This is a genomic window from Variovorax sp. Root473 (assembly GCF_001426505.1).
Lineage (GTDB): Bacteria > Pseudomonadota > Gammaproteobacteria > Burkholderiales > Burkholderiaceae_C > Variovorax.
This window is the reverse complement of the sequence record NZ_LMEV01000017.1, coordinates 623,637-637,352: the sequence shown is the minus strand read 5'-3', so window position 1 is coordinate 637,352 and position 13,716 is coordinate 623,637. Positions and strand designations below refer to the sequence as shown.

General features: G+C 68.5%; 11 protein-coding genes. 4 read left to right on the top strand and 7 right to left on the bottom strand.

What is annotated here, in order from left to right:
• Positions 1-16 precede the first annotated feature (16 nt).
• The gene (gene pmbA, locus ASD34_RS16290; RefSeq protein ID WP_056579508.1) at positions 17-1,387 is read right to left on the bottom strand and encodes a metalloprotease PmbA; all 1,371 of its coding nucleotides are present in this window, start codon (positions 1,385-1,387) and stop codon (positions 17-19) included.
• A 98-nt stretch (positions 1,388-1,485) separates the two neighbouring features.
• On the opposite strand from pmbA, the gene yjgA reads away from it, so the two are divergent.
• On the top strand, positions 1,486-2,145 hold the full coding sequence (yjgA, locus tag ASD34_RS16285) for a ribosome biogenesis factor YjgA (protein WP_056579506.1): 660 nt from the start codon (positions 1,486-1,488) through the stop codon (positions 2,143-2,145).
• Positions 2,142-2,738 carry a molybdopterin adenylyltransferase gene (gene mog / locus ASD34_RS16280; RefSeq protein WP_056579504.1) on the top strand — a complete coding sequence of 199 codons (597 nt, stop codon included), beginning with the start codon at positions 2,142-2,144 and terminating at the stop codon, positions 2,736-2,738. The genes yjgA and mog overlap by 4 nt, the downstream gene beginning before the upstream one ends.
• A gap of 86 nt (positions 2,739-2,824) precedes the next feature.
• On the opposite strand, the gene ASD34_RS16275 is transcribed toward mog, so the two are convergent.
• The 5 genes from ASD34_RS16275 to ASD34_RS16255 all read right to left on the bottom strand — a co-directional run bounded on the left by ASD34_RS16275 (position 2,825) and on the right by ASD34_RS16255 (position 10,155).
• Complete coding sequence (locus tag ASD34_RS16275) at positions 2,825-3,577, bottom strand: SDR family oxidoreductase (RefSeq protein WP_056579502.1); 753 nt, start codon at positions 3,575-3,577, stop codon at positions 2,825-2,827.
• Positions 3,578-3,713: 136 nt separating this feature from the next.
• Complete coding sequence (locus ASD34_RS16270) at positions 3,714-6,923, bottom strand: CusA/CzcA family heavy metal efflux RND transporter (RefSeq protein ID WP_056579500.1); 3,210 nt, start codon at positions 6,921-6,923, stop codon at positions 3,714-3,716.
• A 12-nt stretch (positions 6,924-6,935) separates the two neighbouring features.
• On the bottom strand, positions 6,936-8,315 hold the full coding sequence (locus ASD34_RS16265) for an efflux RND transporter periplasmic adaptor subunit (RefSeq protein ID WP_056579498.1): 1,380 nt from the start codon (positions 8,313-8,315) through the stop codon (positions 6,936-6,938).
• Positions 8,316-8,341: 26 nt separating this feature from the next.
• Entirely contained in the window at positions 8,342-9,676 is a 1,335-nt protein-coding gene (locus ASD34_RS16260; protein ID WP_056579496.1) for a TolC family protein, read from the bottom strand.
• A 104-nt stretch (positions 9,677-9,780) separates the two neighbouring features.
• Positions 9,781-10,155 (bottom strand): hypothetical protein, encoded by a 375-nt coding sequence (locus ASD34_RS16255; protein ID WP_056579494.1) that lies wholly within the window; start codon positions 10,153-10,155, stop codon positions 9,781-9,783.
• A gap of 162 nt (positions 10,156-10,317) precedes the next feature.
• Here ASD34_RS16255 and ASD34_RS16250 point away from each other — a divergent pair, with 162 nt between their 5' ends.
• Both ASD34_RS16250 and ASD34_RS16245 read left to right on the top strand, forming a co-directional pair.
• Positions 10,318-10,995 carry a heavy metal response regulator transcription factor gene (locus ASD34_RS16250; RefSeq protein ID WP_056579492.1) on the top strand — a complete coding sequence of 226 codons (678 nt, stop codon included), beginning with the start codon at positions 10,318-10,320 and terminating at the stop codon, positions 10,993-10,995.
• A gap of 97 nt (positions 10,996-11,092) precedes the next feature.
• Complete coding sequence (locus ASD34_RS16245; RefSeq protein ID WP_056579490.1) at positions 11,093-12,421, top strand: heavy metal sensor histidine kinase; 1,329 nt, start codon at positions 11,093-11,095, stop codon at positions 12,419-12,421.
• Positions 12,422-12,439: 18 nt separating this feature from the next.
• Here ASD34_RS16245 and ASD34_RS16240 read toward each other — a convergent pair whose 3' ends face one another.
• A complete protein-coding gene (locus tag ASD34_RS16240; RefSeq protein ID WP_056579488.1) occupies positions 12,440-13,690 on the bottom strand; it encodes a cation:proton antiporter in 1,251 nt (416 codons plus the stop codon).
• Between the last annotated feature and the right edge of the window lie 26 nt (positions 13,691-13,716).

Genomic DNA, 13,716 nt, shown 5'->3' with positions numbered 1-13,716 from the left:
TGCCGGGGCGGGCTGCTCAGGCGCCCGCCACCTTCATGCGGTTGACCAGGATCGACCCCGTGGTTTTTGCGCCAAAAGTGTAAGCATCTGCGCCAATTGCTTCGATTCCCATCAGCATGTCGCGCAAATTGCCGGCAATTGTGATTTCCTGCACGGGGAAGGCGATGCGTCCTTTTTCGACCCAGAAACCGCTCGCGCCGCGCGAGTAGTCGCCGGTCACGTAGTTCACGCCCTGTCCCATCAGCTCGATGACGAACAGGCCCGTGCCGAGCTTGGCCAGCATGGCGTCGAGGTCGTCGGTGTGCTTCGTGAGACGCGAGCTCAGCGTCAGGTTGTGCGAGCCGCCGGCATTGCCGGTGGTCTTCATGCCCAGCTTGCGCGCCGAGTAGGTCGAGAGAAAGTAGCCTTCGAGGCGGCCGGCATCGACCACCTTGCGCGCACGGGTGATCACGCCTTCGTCGTCGAACGGCGAGCTGCCCTTGCCGCGCATCACGTGCGGGTCTTCGGCCACGTCGACGTGGGGGGGCAGCACAGGCTTGCCCAGCGAATCGAGCAGGAAAGTGCTCTTGCGGTACAGCGCCCCGCCGCTCACGGCCTGCACCAGCCCGCCCAGGAGGCCCACGGCCAGCGGGGACTCGAACAGCACCGGGCATTCGGTGGTCTTGATCTTGCGCGACTTCAGGCGGCTCAGCGCGCGCTCGGCGGCGTAGCGGCCCACGGCCTGCGGGCTGGCGAGTTCGTCGGCCGAGCGCATCGAGCTGTACCAGGCATCACGCTGCATGCCGTCGCCCTTGCCTGCGATGGGCGCCACCGACATCGAGTGCCGCGAGCTGGCGTAGCCGCCGCGAAAGCCGTGCGTGTGGGCGCTGAAGAAATGGCTTTGCTGCGCCGAGACGCCGGCGCCTTCGCTGTTGGTGATGCGCTTGTCGGTCGACAGCGCCGCCGCCTCGCACTCCAGCGCCATCGCCGCGGCCTGCTCGCTGGTCACGGCCCAGGGATGGAACAGGTCGAGCTCGGGATGCTCCTTGGCGATGTCTTCTTCGTCGGGCAGGCCGCTCACCGGGTCTTCGGCCGTGAAGCGGGCGATGTCGTAGGCCGCCTGCACAGTGCGGGCGATGGCCGCCTCGGAGAAGTCGGAGGTGCTGGCGTTGCCGCGGCGGTGGCCCACGTAGACCGTGATGCCGAGCGATTTGTCGCGGTTGCGCTCGACGTTCTCGAGCTCGCCCTTGCGCACCGAGACGCTCAGGCCGCAGCCCTCGGAGGCTTCGGCGCCGGCGTCGGTGGCCCCGAGCTTCTTGGCGTGGGCCAGGGCCGAATCGACCAGGTTTTCGAAAAAGGAACGGCTGTAGGCGAAGCCGGAATCGGCGCGCGAGGAGGATGTCGTCATGTGGTGGCTATGATACTTGCGCCCCCTGTTTCACGTTTTCCCTTCCGCGCCCCCTGTGCGCGTTGCAGCGCCGCACGGCGCAGCCCAGAATCCACCCCATGTCCCGCAAACCCAAAAAAGGCTATTTCGTCCGTGGCCACTTCGTTGCCGAAGGCAGCGAACTCGACCTGGAGCTCAAGCGCGAGCTCAAGGGAGGCACCGACGAAGCCAGCCGCACCGAACTCAAGCGCGAGAGCGCCGAACTGCAGAAGCTGGGCGAAGAACTGCTCACGCTGCGCGCCGGCCTGTTCGACGCCCTCCCGCTGAGCGAAAAACTGGTCGATGCCATCGCCGAGGCGAAACGCATCACCAATTTCGAGGGCAAGCGCCGCCAGATGCAATTCATCGGCAAGCTCATGCGCGCCCTCGACCCTGAAGTGCTCGACGCCGTGAAGCAGGCGCTGGCCGAGCAAAGCACCGTGCCGGCCGCCGAAGCCGCCGCGCTGCACGAGGCCGAGCGCTGGCGCGAACGCCTCATTGCCGACGACGACGCCCTCGGCGGCTGGATCGAAACCCACCCCGCCACCGATTCGCAGCAGCTGCGCGCCCTCGTGCGCCAGGCCCGCAAGGACCTGAAGTCCGGCCCCGCCGGCGAAGCGCCGCGCCAGGGCAAGGCCTACCGCGAGATCTTCCAGCTCGTGCGTGCGCAACTGGCGGTGCACGGCGGGGAAGACCACGCGGAAGCGGCTGCGGCACAAGACCGGGAAGAAGACGCATGAGCGCCAGTGGCTTCGACTCCGTCCGCATCGGTATCGTCTCCATCAGCGACCGCGCCTCCAGTGGCACCTACGAAGACAAGGGCCTGCCCGCGCTGAAAGAGTGGCTCGGCAAGGCGCTGAAAAATCCCCTCGAATTCGAAGCCCGCCTGATCCCCGACGAGACCGCGCGCATCAGCGCCACGCTCATCGAGCTCGTCGATGCCGGCTGCTCGCTCGTGCTCACCACCGGCGGCACCGGCCCCGCGCTGCGCGACGTGACGCCCGAGGCCACGCTGGCCGTGGCCCACAAGGAAATGCCCGGCTTCGGCGAACAGATGCGCCAGATCAGCCTGCGCTTCGTGCCGACCGCCATCCTCTCGCGGCAGGTGGCGGTCATCCGCAACCAGAGCCTCATCATCAACCTGCCGGGCCAGCCCAGGTCGATCGCCGAGACGCTCGAAGGGCTGAAGGACGCCGACGGCACGCAGATCGTGCCCGGCATCTTCGCCGCCGTGCCCTACTGCATCGACCTCATCGGCGGTCCGTACCTCGAGACCGACGACACGGTCTGCAAGGCCTTCCGGCCGAAGTCGGCGGTTCGGCCCGCGCGCTGAACGCTGCGACCGCCCGCGCAGCGTCGGCAACGGCACGCCGTTTTCCATGACGACCGGGTGAACGTCGTTCAGGCTTTCGCCGAAGTTCAGCCGCGCACACGCTGAGCAAGCCAGTCCTCGAAGCGCGTCGTTCCCAGGCGCGGGGCGGCACCGGGCGTCAGCGAGCGGTCGTCGAGCCGCACGCCGAAGTAGCTGGCCTCGGCATCGATGACGACCGGGCGCTGGTCGCCGGTTGCCGCGAAGAAGCGGCGCACCAGCGCGTCGAGCGGCAGCGCCTGCGGCCCGGCGATCTCGACGCGGCCCCGCGCGGGCGGCTCGCCCACCACCACGGCCAATGCTGCGGCGACGTCATCCGCCGCCATCGGCTGGATCAGCGCGTTCGACAACCGCACGTCACCGCCCCGCATGCTCCCGTCGGCAATGCCGGCCACGAATTCGAAGAACTGCGTGGCCTGCACGATGGTCCACGGCACGGGCGAGGCCTCGATCAGTTCTTCCTGGCGCTGCTTGGCGCGGAAGTAGCCGCTGGCCAGCAGGCGTTCAGTGCCGACCACCGACAGCGCGACGAGATGCGCCACGCCGGCCTGCGCAGCCGCCGCCAGCAGGTTGCGCCCCGCCGTGTCGAAGAAGTGGAGCGCGGGCGCGTCTTCGAACGACGGCGAGTTCGCCACGTCGACGACGACCTGGGCACCCGCCAGCGCCTCTGGCAGGCCTTCGCCCGTGAGCGTGTTGACGCCCGTGGAGGGCGAGGCCGCAACGACCTCGTGGCCGGCGCCCCGCAACAGGACGGCAAGCTTCGAGCCGATGAGGCCGGAGCCTCCGATGATGACGATCTTCATGGTCGATTCCTTGGTGGAGGGAGTCAAAGAGGAACGCCTCCCGTGGGCGTCCATGCAGTCAAGACGTCCAGTGGAAGGCGTTTGTGACATCGGGATCAAGAAAATCCCGGTCTTGCCACTGGCGGCATGTGAATGCTCATGGGCCATGGGAACCTCGCAGTGCGGGATCGAGGGGTGCGCCGTGGTGCCGCTCTGCGGCCGCCGCCTGCACCTCGTCTTCGTCGCGCCGGTGCGCGATGCGATACAGCAGCGGCAACACCAGCAGCGTCAGTGCGGTCGAGGACAGGATGCCGCCGATGACCACGGTGGCCAGCGGGCGCTGCACCTCGGCGCCCGTGCCCGTGGCGATGGCCATGGGCACGAAGCCCAGCGACGCGACCAGCGCGGTCATGAGCACCGGGCGCAGCCGCGTGAGCGCGCCTTCGCGAATCGCCTCGTCCAGCGGCAGGCCGCCTTCGCGCAGGTTGCGGATGAACGAGATCATCACCAGCCCGTTGAGCACCGCCACGCCCGACAGCGCGATGAAGCCCACGGCCGCCGAGATCGACAGCGGAATGCCGCGCAGCCACAGCGCGACGATGCCGCCCGTGAGCGCGAACGGAATGCCGGTGAACACGAGCAGGCCGTCCTTCAGGTTGCCGAACATCGCGAACAGCAGCGTGAACACCAGCAGCAGCGACACGGGCACCACCACCTGCAGGCGCTGCGTGGCCGAGGCCAGGTTCTCGTACTGGCCGCCCCACACGGTCCAGTAGCCGGGCGGAATCCTCACGTTGCGCATGGCCTCCTCGGCCTCGGCCACGAAGGAGCCGAGGTCGCGCCCGCGCACGTTGGCACTGACCACGATGCGGCGCTTGCCGTCTTCGCGGCTGACCTGGTTGGGGCCGGGCGCGAGATCGAGCGTGGCCACTTCGCCCAGCGGGATGAAGCTGGTGCGCAGGCCCTCGCCGCCCGCCCCCTTGGGCAGCGCGATCGGCAGCCGGCGAATCGCCTCCAGGTCGGTGCGCAGGGTCTCGGGCAGTCGCACGAGGATGTCGAAGCGGCGGTCGCCGTCGAACAGCGTGCCGGCCTCGCGCCCGCCCACGGCGGTGGAGATGGCGTCCTGCACGTCGCCCACGTTGAGGCCGTAGCGTGCGGTCTTCTCGCGATCGATGTTCACGGTGAGCATCGGCAGGCCGGTGGTCTGCTCCACCTTCACCTCGGCGGCGCCGGGCACCTTGCCCAGCGCAGTCGACACCTGGGCTGCGGTCTGGTTGAGCACGTCCATGTCGTCGCCGAAGATCTTCACGGCCACGTCGCTGCGCACGCCCGAGATCAGCTCGTTGAAGCGCAGTTGGATGGGCTGCGAGAACTCGTAGTTGTTGCCCGGCAGCTTCTCGACCTCTTCCTGCACGGCGGCCAGCAGCTCGTCGCGGGTGCGTCTGGGCTTGGGCCACTCGCTCTCGGGCTTGAGCATGATGTAGCCGTCGGAGATGTTCGGCGGCATCGGGTCGGACGCGATCTCGGCCGTGCCGGTGCGCGCGAACACGCGCTCGATCTCGGGGAATTTCTCCTTCAGCGTGCGCTCGAGCTGCTTTTGCATCTCGACCGACTGCGTGAGGCTGGTGCCCGGAATGCGCAGCGCCTGGATCGCGAAGTCGCCCTCGCTCAAACTCGGCACGAACTCGGTGCCCAGGCGCGTGGCCAGCAGGCCCGACAGCACCACGGCCACGGCGGCCACGGTGATGACCAGCGGCTTGGCCGTCATCACGCGCGCCAGCAGCGGCTCGTAGCCGCGCTTGGCCCACAGCATGAGGCGGTTCTCCTTCTCGCTGACCTTGTTGCCGATGAACAGTGCCACAGCGGCCGGGATGAAGGTGATCGAGAGGATCATCGCGCCCAGCAGCGCAATCACCACGGTGAAGGCCATCGGGTGGAACAGCTTGCCCTCGACGCCGGTGAGCGCAAAGATCGGCAGGTACACGATCATGATGATGAGCTGGCCGAACAGCAGCGGCCGACGCGCCTCCTGCGAGGCCGCGAACACTTCGTGGAAACGCTCGCTGCGCGTGAGCGGCCTGCCATGCTTGGCCTGCGCATGCGCCAGGCGCCGCACGCAGTTCTCCACGATCACCACGGCGCCGTCGATGATGATGCCGAAGTCGAGCGCGCCCAGGCTCATGAGGTTGGCGCTGACCTTCTGGTTCACCATGCCGGTGAAGGTGAAGAGCATCGACAGCGGAATCACCGTCGCGGTGATGATGGCCGCGCGGATGTTGCCCAGGAACAGGAACAGGATCGCCACCACCAGCACCGCGCCCTCGAAGAGGTTCTTCTTCACGGTGGCGATGGCCTTGTCGACCAGCACCGTGCGGTCATACACCGTCACGGCCTTCACGCCCGCGGGCAGCGTGCGGTTGATCTCCTGCATCTTCTTGTCGACCGCCTGCGAGACGGTGCGGCTGTTCTCGCCGATCAGCATGAACACCGTGCCCAACACGACCTCGCGGCCGTTGTCGGTGGCCGCGCCGGTGCGCAGCTCCTGGCCGATGCCGACCTCGGCCACGTCGGACACGCGCAGCGGAATGCCGCCGGCGTTGCCCAGGATCACGTTGCCGATGTCCTGCACCGACTTCACCTGCCCGGGCGCGCGAATGAGGTATTGCTCGCCGCGCTTCTCGATGTAGCCCGCGCCCACGTTGGCGTTGTTGCGCTCCAGCGCGGTGACCAGGTCGGTCATCGTGAGGCCATGCGCCAGCAGCTTCGCGGGGTCGGGTGCGATCTGGAACTCCTTGGCGTAGCCGCCGATGGAGTTGATCTCGGTCACGCCCGGCACGTTGCGCAGCTGCGGCTTGATGATCCAGTCCTGAATTTCTCGCAGGTCCGTCGGCGTGTAGGGCTTGCCGTCGGCCTTCTTCGCGCCCTCTTCGGTCTCGACGGTCCACAGGTAGATTTCGCCGAGGCCGGTGGAGATGGGCCCGATCACCGGCGACACGCCGGCCGGCATGCTCTCGCGCGCCGACTGGATGCGCTCGTTGACGAGCTGGCGCGCAAAGTAGATGTCGGTGCCATCCTTGAAGATCACCGTCACCTGCGACAGGCCGTAGCGCGACAGCGAGCGGGTCTGCTGCAGGCCCGGCAGGCCGGCCATCACGGTCTCGATGGGATAGGTCACGCGCTGCTCGGCTTCGAGCGGCGAGTAGCCGGGCGCGGCGGTGTTGATCTGCACCTGCACGTTGGTGATGTCGGGCACGGCGTCGATCGGCAGCTTCTGGTAGCTGAAGATGCCGAGCGCCGCCATGCCGAGCACGGCCAGCAGGATGAGCCAGCGCTGCTCGATGGAGAAGCGGATGATGCGTTCGAACATGGGGCGGCGTCCTCAGTGGGTGTGCGTCGCGGAGCTCTTGCCCTGCTGCGACTTCACGACGAAGCTGCCGCTGGCCGCATAGGCCGCGCCGGGCTTCAGGCCGCCCGTGATCTCGATGCGCTGGCCGTCGCTGCGGCCGGTCTTCACGTGCTGCGGCAGGAAGCCGCCGGGCACGCGCAGGAACACGGTGGGTTGCTCGTCCACCGTCTGCACGGCCTCGGCCGACACGGTGACGGGCGCATCGGCCTCCGACGCCACCAGCTCCACGTTCACGAAGAGGCCCGGGCGCCAGGTGCGCTGCGGGTTGGTGAGCGTGACGCGCGCGGTCGCGGTGCGTGTCTGCGCGCCGATGAGCGAGCCCACGTACGACACCGTGCCGCGCGCGGCCTGGTCGAAGGCGCCCGCGCGGATGGTGACGGGCTCGCCGATGCGCACCAGATTCAGGTTGCTGGCCGGCACGCTGATCTCGGCCCACACGGTCGAGAGGTCGGAAATGGTGAACACGTTGACCGCCTCGCCCACGGATTCGCCGAGCGAGATGTGCTTCTCGACCACCATGCCGTCGAAAGGCGCACGCAGCTCGTAGCGGCCCAGCGCCGACGAACCCGGCGCGGCGCCCAGTGCGAGCAGCTTCTGGTTGGCGTTGGCCACCGCGATCTGCGCCTCCTGCATGACCTGCTCGGCTTGCAGGTAGTCCTGTTGCGGCGAGATCTTTTCCTGCCACAGCTTCTTCTCGCGCTCATAGGTGGTACGCGCCAGCGTCAGCCGACGCTGCGCCGACTGCAGCTCGCTGCGCTGCTCCGAGAGCGCGGGGCTGGAGATCACGGCCAGCACCTGGCCGCGCTTGACCTCCTGGCCCAGGTTGGCCGACACGCTGTCGACCACGCCCGCCACGCGCGGCACCACGTGGGCCGTGCGGTCTTCGTTGAACTTGATTTCGCCGGGCAACTGCAGCGCGGTCTTGATGCGCGCCGGGCCGACGCTTTCGATGGCGATGGCGGCGGCCTTGACCTGCTCGTCGGTGAAGGGGATCTTTTCTTCGTCTTCCTTGTGGGCGTTGGCGGCGGCTTTCTGCGGCTCTGCCGATGCGGGCGTTTCCTTGCCGGGCTCCTTGCCCGCGTCCTTGCCTTCTTCCGCGTGGTGTTCCTTGTCGCCATGGCCTTCGTCGTGCGAATGGCCGTGGTCGTCTTCCTTGCCGTTGGCGTGGCCCTTGTCTTCCTCGTGGTGCTCGCCGTCGACATGGCCGGCGGGCTCCGAGTGGCCGCCCGCCTCGGGCCTGGACGGCGCGGTGCGCAGGATGAGCGCGCCGGCAATGAGGCCGGCGAGCAGGACGGCAGCAATGGCGATCCACTGCTTGCGGCTGGAGGATGTGCGGTTGTGTTCTGTGGTCATGGTCGGATTCGGTTCAGGTTGAGGCGTCAGCGCACCTTCGCGGCGGTGTCGTCGCCCTCGACGCCCAGCAGGCGGTCGAGTTCGCCGGCGGCGCGGTGCGCCTCGGCCAGCGCGACGAGGTACTGGTTGCGCACCTGGAACAGCGTGCGTTGCGCGTCGAGCGCTTCCAGGAAGCTGAACTTGCCCAGCTCGAAGCCCTTGGTGGCCGCGCGGTAGGCCTCTTCGGCGCCGGGCAGTGCGTCGCGCTGCAGCGTCTGCGCCGTGGCGCGCGCGGAGCGCAGGCGCTCGGTGGCCTGCGCCACGTCGGCGCCCAGTTGCAACTCGGCGGCGGCGAGGTCGTCGCGCGCCTTGTCTTCGCGGCTCAAGGCCTCGGTGAGGTTGCCGCGGTTGGTGTCGAAGATCGGCAGCGGCACCGACAGGCCCACCACCACCTGGTTGCGCCGGCTGCTGCTCACGGCCTCGCCGGCTTCGCCCTCGGACGCCGGCACGCGCTTGACGCCCAGCGACACCGTGATGTCGGGCACGCGCTTGGCCCGCTCCAGCGCCGACAGCGCGCCGCGGCGCTCGACCTCGAGTCGCGCCTGGCGCAGCACCGGCGCATCGGGCAGGCGGCGCGCCACGTCGGAGGCCGGCGCCTGCGCCGGCAACTGGTCGACCGCGCCATCCACCTGCGTGAAGCGCGGCGCCGGATTGCCCCACAGCGCGGCCAGCAGCTGGCGCGACGCGCGCAGCGTGCCTTCAGCCTGCAGCAGTTCGACGCGGATGCCGGCCTCGGCCACGCGCGCCTTGGTCTCCTCCAGCGGCGACACCTTGCCGGCCGCCACGCGGTTGGCCGCGGCGCGGGTGGCGATCTGCGCGAGCCCCACCGCGTCTTGCGCGAGGCGCAGGCGCTCCTGCGCGGTCAGCAGGTCGAAGAAGGCGGTGACGGCCGCGGCGCGCAGTGCGGCACGCCGCGCCGACAGCGCCGACGCCGCCTGGTCGCGCGCACGCTCGGCCGCTGTGACACGCGCGGCGCGCTTGCCACCCAGTTCGATGGGCTGGCTCAGCTGCAGCGTGGTCGTGCGGTTGTTGCGGCGCAGGTCTTCCAGCTGTGTGTCCAGCGTGGGGTTGGGCCAGGCACCGGCCTGCACCACGGCACCGTCGGCGGCGGCTTGCTCATGCCGCGCAGCCGACAGGCCCGGGTTGGCCTGCAGCGCCAGCGCCACGGCGGCACGCAGGGTCAGCGGGCCTTCAGGCTCCAGCGTGCGGGCGGGTGCCGACAAGGACGACGAAGGACCGGCCGCGTGCTGCGAGGTCTGTTGTGAAAAGGCCGGGGGTACCGCCAAGGCCAACACGGCCAGCGGCACGAAAAGCGTGCGCATCGAATTCTCCTGGGTTGCAAAACAACGGGCGGACGAATTCGGCGAGAAGCGCTCAGCTGATGGTGGAAATCAGAAAAGAGAAAAGGTGCGGTGCTCTCGCCGAATCAGGCGGCGAGCAACCAGTCGGGGCGCACCGGCACTTCGGCGATGTGCGAGGCGAAGCGGTCGGTGGAAGCGGTGCGCAGCGCCTGCGAGGCAACAGGCGCTTCGGCCGGCAGCGCGGCGGCGGTGTCCACATGCTGGGACTGCCCGAAGTGGGCAACGATGCAATAGCCGACCGCTGCGTTGGGCTGGCGGGTGCTGTCTTTCCTGGCGCCGTCGCCCGCATGGGTGCGGTCGGTGCCGCGCGGCTCGTCCTCGTGGTGGCCCCAGTGGCCGGCGCCCTTGTCGCTCTCGTGCAGGCAATAGGCTGCCGATGCCGCCCAGCTGTACTGGAAAGGCACGAGAAACAGCAGGAAAATCAGAAGCCAGCGGCGCATGGTTGACAAAAGTATATCGACGGCGCGTGATGCGCCGAGCGGCAAAAGCCCTGCGAACCGAGGGCCCGGCGCACTGTACGACGCTGTATCGGCGCTTTGTCTTTCAATAGGATTACTAAATCGTAACCAGCCTCCCGAAAGGCATTGGGTACGATCCGTACCATGCGAATTCTTGTCATTGAAGACGAACCCAAACTGGGTGACTACCTGAAAAAAGGGCTGGAGGAAAACGGCTACGTGGTCGACATTGCCCGCGACGGCATCGAAGGCCGCTACCTCGCCACCGAAGGCGAGTACGCGCTGGTGCTGCTCGATGTGATGCTGCCCGGCATCGACGGCTTTGCCGTGCTGCAGGCCATTCGCCGCACGAAGAACGTGCCCGTGCTGGTGCTCACCGCGCGCGACAAGGTCGAAGACCGCGTGCAGGGCCTGCAGCAAGGCGCCGACGACTACCTGGTGAAGCCCTTCTCCTTCTCGGAGCTGCTGGCGCGCGTGCAGGCGCTGCTGCGGCGCGGCAAGACGCAGGAGCCCACGGTGCTGCGGCTGGCCGACCTGGAGCTCGACCTCGTGAGCCGCAAGTGCGTGCGCAACCGCACGCGGCTGGACCTCACGGCCAAGGAGTTCACGCTGCTCGTGGTGCTGCTGCGCCGGCGCGGGCAGATCCTGTCGCGCTCCACGCTCGCCGAGCAGGTGTGGGACATGAACTTCGACAGCGACACCAACGTGGTCGAAGTGGCCATCCGCCGCCTGCGCAGCAAGATCGACGACCCCTTCGACGTGAAGCTGCTTCATACCGTTCGCGGCATGGGATACGTGCTCGAAGACCGCTCCTGGGTATGAGTACACCCCCAGGCTTGCCCACTTCGTGTGGCCGCCAACCCCCTTGCAGGGGGCCATACCAGCGGCCCGGCAAAGCCGGTTCCGCGGTATGTCGCGAATGAAGAAAAAACCACATTCAATACAGAGCCGGCTCTCGTTCTGGTTCGCCGCGCAGACGCTGTTCGGCCTGAGCATCATCTGCCTGGCGATCTATTTCGTCACGGCCTGGAGCTTCGGTGCCAAGCAGCGCGACGCGCTCGACCAGAAGACGGTGCTCGTCGAGCACCTGCTCAAGGAGGCCGAGAAAGGCGGCGACCTGGTCTTCCTGCGGCACAAGCTCGACGACTTCTTCTCGATGCAGGACGACGTGACGCTGTCGATCGCCCACGCCGGCAAGCCGCTCTTCGAATCTTCGCCCCCGCCGCAGGGCCGCTGGTTGCACCGAGCCATCGTGGTGCCCTGGCAGAACGGCAGCATCCACACCGACCTGTCGGTGCGGGTCGGCGTGAACATTGCGCAGGACACGCGCCTGCTCGAACGGCTGGCATGGACGCTGCTCGGCGCGGTGGTGCTCGGCACGGCGCTGGTGTCGCTCACCGGCATGTGGCTGGTGCGGCGCGGCCTGCGGCCGCTGAAGGCGCTGGCCGAACGCACGGCGGCCATCACGCCCGACCGCATCCACCAGCCCATCGACGCCGATGCCTTCGCGCAGGAGCTGCGGCCCTGGATCACGCAGTTCAATGCGCTGCTGATGCGGGTGCAGCGCGCCTACGTGCAGCTGGAGTCGTTCAACGCCGACGTGGCGCATGAGCTGCGCACGCCGCTGGCCAATCTGCTGGGCTCCACCGAAGTGGCGCTCACGCGCCCGCGCAGCAACGAAGAACTGCAAGGCGTGCTGGCCTCCAACCTTGAAGAGATCGGCCGGCTCTCGGGCATCGTGACCGACATGCTGTTTCTCTCCAATGCCGACCGCGGCACGTCGGCGCGCTCGAAGGCGCTCGTGAATCTGGCGGACCAGGCGCGCGACGTGATCGACTTCTACGACGCCATGCTCGACGAGGCCGGCCTGCGCGCCGAAATGCATGGCGAGGGCGTCGCCGAGGCGGATGCGGGGCTGATCCGCCGCGCCCTGTTCAACCTGCTGGGCAATGCGATCCGCTTTGCCGAGCCGGCCTCGACAGTGCGCATCGAGATCGGGGCGGCCATTGACGGAAATCACAGCACGGTCACCGTGATCAACCGCGGCGCGCCGATCGACCCCGAGGCGCTGCCGCGCCTGTTCGAGCGCTTCTACCGCGCGGCACAGGCGCGTGACGGCTCCACGCGCCACCACGGGCTGGGCCTGTCGATCGTCGAGGCGATCGCGCGCATGCACGGCGGCGAGGTGTTCGCGTCGAGCCAGGACGGCGAGACGCGCATCGGCTTCAGCGTGCGCCGCAACGGCTGAGAACGCCGACGTGCGAGCTCAGGACTCGGCGTGCGCCGTCTCGGCCACCCGGGTCTTGCGGCCGATGCACAGCGTCATCAGCGGCCCGGTCATCGCGGTGGTGGCGAGCGCCATCACCAGCAGCATGGTGAACAGCTCGGGGCCGATCAGGCCGACGTCCAGGCCGATCTTCATGACGATGAGTTCCATGAGCCCGCGCGCGTTCATGAGCGAGCCGGTGGCCAGGCTGTCGCGCCAGCTGTAGCCCGCGATGCGCGCGCCCGCCGCGCCGCCCGCGATCTTGCCCACGGTGGCCACGCCCACGATCAGCAGCATCGCGCCCAGGCTCGCGCCCGAGAACGCATTGGCCGTGGTGCCCAGGCCCGCGAGCGCGAAGAACAACGGCATCAGCACGACGATCGAAATAGGCTCGATGCGCTCGCTCAGCGAGCGCAGCAGGCGGTCGTCGCGCGGCAGGCAGGCGCCGAACAAGAAGGCACCAAACACGGCGTGCAGGTGCAGCCATTCGGTCAGCAGCGCCGTGACCAGCAGGCCGATCATCAGCGCGGCCATCAGCGTGGTCGACGGCTCGCCGTCGGGTGCCTTCACGCGCAGCAGCCATGCAAAGGCCGGCTTCAGCCCGAGGAACAGCACCGTAAGCATCACCACCACGCCGACCGTGATCTTGATCAGGCCCGCGTAGCCGTCGCTGGAGCCCACCAGCGCGACCACGAAAGCCAGCAGGATCCACGCGAACACGTCGACCACCGCCGCCGCGCTCAGCGAGAGCTGGCCGAAGGGCGTGCGCGTCATGCCCCGGTCTTTCAGGATGCGCGCCATTACCGGGAAGGCCGTGATCGACAGCGCCGCCGCCATGAACAGCGCGAAGGGCCAGAAGCCCACGCCGGCCGGTGCGAGCGTGGGGTGCAGCGCCGGCGAGATCGCCAGGCCCAACACCAGCGGCACCAGCACGCTGAGCACGCCCACCGCGCCGGCCGCCTGCAGCTGCGCGCGCATGTTGCGCGTGGCCCGCAGTTCCAGTCCGACGACGAACATGAACAGCACCAGCCCCACGGTCGCCAGCGACGACAGCCCCTGCAGCGACTCCTTGGCGAACAGCTGCGCGTGCAGCGACGGAAAGAGCGTGCCCATGACCGCCGGCCCGAGCATCAGCCCCGCCGCCATCTCGCCCACCACGCTGGGCTGCCCCACATGGCGCAGCACCCAGCCGCACAGGCGCGCGGTGGTGAGGATGACGACGAGTTGCAGCAGGAGCGTGGTGACGGACATGGGCGCGGTCGCGGTGAAGGGTCGGA

Excerpts from the sequence above, each read along its gene's own strand:
- pmbA (WP_056579508.1), bottom strand. The coding sequence starts at position 1,387 with ATGACGACATCCTCCTCGCGCGCCGATTCCGGCTTCGCCTACAGCCGT.
- yjgA (WP_056579506.1), top strand. The coding sequence starts at position 1,486 with ATGTCCCGCAAACCCAAAAAAGGCTATTTCGTCCGTGGCCACTTCGTT.
- mog (WP_056579504.1), top strand. The coding sequence starts at position 2,142 with ATGAGCGCCAGTGGCTTCGACTCCGTCCGCATCGGTATCGTCTCCATC.
- ASD34_RS16275 (WP_056579502.1), bottom strand. The coding sequence starts at position 3,577 with ATGAAGATCGTCATCATCGGAGGCTCCGGCCTCATCGGCTCGAAGCTT.
- ASD34_RS16270 (WP_056579500.1), bottom strand. The coding sequence starts at position 6,923 with ATGTTCGAACGCATCATCCGCTTCTCCATCGAGCAGCGCTGGCTCATC.
- ASD34_RS16265 (WP_056579498.1), bottom strand. The coding sequence starts at position 8,315 with ATGACCACAGAACACAACCGCACATCCTCCAGCCGCAAGCAGTGGATC.
- ASD34_RS16260 (WP_056579496.1), bottom strand. The coding sequence starts at position 9,676 with ATGCGCACGCTTTTCGTGCCGCTGGCCGTGTTGGCCTTGGCGGTACCC.
- ASD34_RS16255 (WP_056579494.1), bottom strand. The coding sequence starts at position 10,155 with ATGCGCCGCTGGCTTCTGATTTTCCTGCTGTTTCTCGTGCCTTTCCAG.
- ASD34_RS16250 (WP_056579492.1), top strand. The coding sequence starts at position 10,318 with ATGCGAATTCTTGTCATTGAAGACGAACCCAAACTGGGTGACTACCTG.
- ASD34_RS16245 (WP_056579490.1), top strand. The coding sequence starts at position 11,093 with ATGAAGAAAAAACCACATTCAATACAGAGCCGGCTCTCGTTCTGGTTC.
- ASD34_RS16240 (WP_056579488.1), bottom strand. The coding sequence starts at position 13,690 with ATGTCCGTCACCACGCTCCTGCTGCAACTCGTCGTCATCCTCACCACC.